Here is a 1556-nt window from a genome sequence, read left to right as displayed (position 1 = left end):
TAGTATAAAAGTTCATTGAGTTTTCTCCCTTGGTTTGGTCGCCTATTAGGATAAACTCTGTTTATGCTGATAGGGAGGAGGCTCAATGATTATCAAACCGCTGTAGTCGGTCGCAAGCTTATGTGGACTCCCCCCATGTCAACAACCAAAATTTAATATCACAAAAAGAAAAATGCGTGCTTATGTTCGAGCTCTAGTAGAGAAGCTATCTCTGGCTCACTGATGTTTACGCGAACAAACGGCCAAGTCTCGCTGGCGAGCTTTCATGCTCCAAGCTTGCGGCTGACTTCGTTTGTAGATTTTTATCTTTGTTCAAGCATTTTAGTTGGTTAACTCATTTTGCGCTGTGAGTTATGCAGCGTGATACTCTGTATTATTTTGCAGCATACTATAAGCAGTTCTGACTGTTTTGTTAGCCAGGGCTACTGCTGCACACCTATTACCTCGCCGTTGCATTAAGCCCTGCAACCAAAGTTCTTTTTTCGTTTTTGCGCCGTACTTTATCACTTTAATCACCACTGACATGGCGCCAGTGATCAGCTGACTTCGAAGGGATCCATTTTTACAATATTTACCTATGGTTCCCATGACTTCTTTCCCACCAGAGGAATGCTGAATGGGCGTTAAACCAATGCAAGCAGACGCATTCTTTCCACTCTTAAATGGCTGCGATTGATTTGCACCTAGTGCGATATACAGGTTTACTGCATTAACTGGACCTACACCCTCAAGCTTTAAGAGCTTCTTACAATCAGGTAATGATTGGATACTCTGTTCTAAATATTTATCGTATTCACGAATAGCGCTAATCATATTTTCAAGTTGCACTTTAGCGACCAAAAGAGTGGCACGGAAGGTATCAGACAAATTATTCTCTCCATCTTCAAGTACCCCTTCTAACCCATTTAGTAAGCCAGCTTGTGTATTGGGTAAACGGATATTAAGCTCTAACAGTAATGATACTATTTGTTTCTGCGAGGCGTTTTGGCTCTTTATTGCTAACTCGCGTAAACGTTGAATTGATTGCAACTGTTGTTGCTCAATACTTTTACCGTTTATAAAAGACACTTCTGGTAAAAATAAGGTCTGTGCGATTGCCAATGCATCATTCTTATCTGTCTTTTGGTTCTGCCTAACAGCTTTGACCAATTTGGCACTAATCAGTCGAGCATCATGACCAGCTTTAATGGCTTGTTGATACCAATAATTTGAAGTAGAGCAAGCTTCAAACGCTACAGTGACGGGTTTAGTTTGAGCTAACCAAAGTGAAAATTCATCGGTACTCATCTCTACATTAGACGTAACTTTTTTACCGTGTAGTGTGCAAACCTGAATTATATTTTTTGCTAAATCGACGCCGACTTTAGTACGATACATATTAAGGACTCTCTTTAATATTTTTTGTGTGGTAACAAAAATATTACCCCAAACCCTCAGGTGCGGGGGAGTCCAATTATCTCGCTGGGACGCTAACACATGGGCTGCGTCACTTCGTTCCTAATTTTAGCCCACGTGTTATCGCCCTTTATGCGGGCGTTGGTATGACTCCCTTTGTC

General features: G+C 41.3%; 1 protein-coding gene. It reads right to left on the bottom strand.

The genetic code is table 11. The features are described from left to right. Positions 1 to 351: 351 nt before the first annotated feature. Positions 352 to 1377: an IS110 family transposase gene (locus MHN02_RS21400; RefSeq protein WP_239247961.1), complete on the bottom strand. Its 1026-nt coding sequence runs from the start codon at positions 1375 to 1377 to the stop codon at positions 352 to 354. Between the last annotated feature and the right edge of the window lie 179 nt (positions 1378 to 1556).

This window comes from Alteromonas sp. CNT1-28 (genome assembly GCF_022348345.1).
Classification (GTDB): Bacteria; Pseudomonadota; Gammaproteobacteria; order Enterobacterales; family Alteromonadaceae; genus Alteromonas; species Alteromonas macleodii.
Note: the sequence above shows the minus strand (reverse complement) of the source record. Positions and strands in the feature narration are given on the sequence as shown.

What these genes read in the sequence shown, in the direction of transcription:
- MHN02_RS21400 (WP_239247961.1), bottom strand. Translation starts at nt 1,377, where the DNA reads ATGTATCGTACTAAAGTCGGCGTCGATTTAGCAAAAAATATAATTCAG.